The organism is Pseudomonas sp. MD195_PC81_125, assembly GCF_014060985.1.
Lineage (GTDB): Bacteria > Pseudomonadota > Gammaproteobacteria > Pseudomonadales > Pseudomonadaceae > Aquipseudomonas > Aquipseudomonas parakoreensis.
The window spans coordinates 1-1,278 of record NZ_JABULD010000206.1; the positions used below are offsets into that span (position 1 = coordinate 1).

1 protein-coding gene is annotated in these 1,278 nt (G+C 57.9%); it reads right to left on the bottom strand.

Translation table 11 applies throughout. From position 1 onward, the window contains the following. Positions 1-298: 298 nt before the first annotated feature. Positions 299-1,183 (bottom strand): helix-turn-helix domain-containing protein, encoded by an 885-nt coding sequence (locus tag HT737_RS08795; protein WP_041068438.1) that lies wholly within the window; start codon positions 1,181-1,183, stop codon positions 299-301. Between the last annotated feature and the right edge of the window lie 95 nt (positions 1,184-1,278).

The window sequence follows — 1,278 nt, forward strand, 5'->3', positions numbered from 1 at the left end:
ACAAGAAGGTACTTCGCGATCTTCATCACCTGCGCCGCCACGCTGGCGCTGTACGGCACTGCGGCCTGGCGGGTCGAGCAACTGCGACAACTGCCCCGCGATTATGCGAGCTGCAATTTCGAGCGTTGTATTCCGCACAATGCGACGCTGAACGCATTGCGCTGATTCGGCTTGCTATCAACCCTGTGGGAGCTTGGCTTGCCAGCGATGGCGGTGGCCCAGACGCCTTCAGTGCTGACTGACAGGACGCAATCGCTGGCAAGCCAGCTCCCACAGGGGGCGGTGTTGTTTTACCCGATCACTGCTCGGCCTTCAGCCGGTCGCGAAACGCCTTGGGTGAAATCCCCACCCTGCGCCGGAACAGGCGCGTGAAGTTGGTCGGATCGGAAAACCCCAACAGCTCCGACATCTCGTAAATGGTCATGCTGGTGTAGGTCAGCAAACGTTTGGCTTCCAGTAACTGGCGTTCGTGCATGATCTGCAGCGCTGGCTGCCCTGCCAGCTCCCGGCAAGTACCGTTGAGGTGTGACACCGAAATCCCCAGGCGATGCGCCAGGTCTTCGACCTTCACATGTTGGCGGTACGTCTCCTCCACCAATTGAATGAACCCGTTGAGGTATTCGCGCTGGCGTTGTGGGCGCTGACTGGCGTTATGGCGCACGATCGCCTGACGGCTGACCCAGACCATGATCACGCTGACCAGCGAATGCATGAGCATTTCCCGCGCGGGTTGATGGCCGTTGTACTCGGCCTGCAATGCTGAAAACAGACTGTGCAGGTATTCCGCATCCTTGCCCGCCGGATAGTGCTCGGCCTGCGCCAGGGCATGCACCGAATTGCCCAGTTGCGCCTGCAGGTGGTTGATCAACGGATTGGCGAGGGTAACGACGAAACCTTCGACGTCCTCGGAAAAACGAAAGCCATGCACCGACAACGGGGGCAGGACTTGAATCGCGGGTTCGTTGAGCTGCGTGCGTTGACCTTCGATTTCAAGCTCTGCCTGACCTTTGAAAACGAAGAGTAACTGGCACAAATCGGCGTGGCGGTGGGGTTTGATTTCCCATTGATGTTCGCGGCTGCGTTTGGAAATGGTTTCACAGTGCAGCAAGTCAGGGGTCGGCCAGTCCAGGCTTTCACCGTAGAGCTTGAACACCGGAATCGAAGGCAGGTCAGGCTTGTTCATCACTTCAATCCAGGCCTCGAGGTTTGCGGGCGATAATCGCACCGATTGGCAGAATGTACAGGTATCGGCTCAGTTTTCACCTTCAATTGACAGAC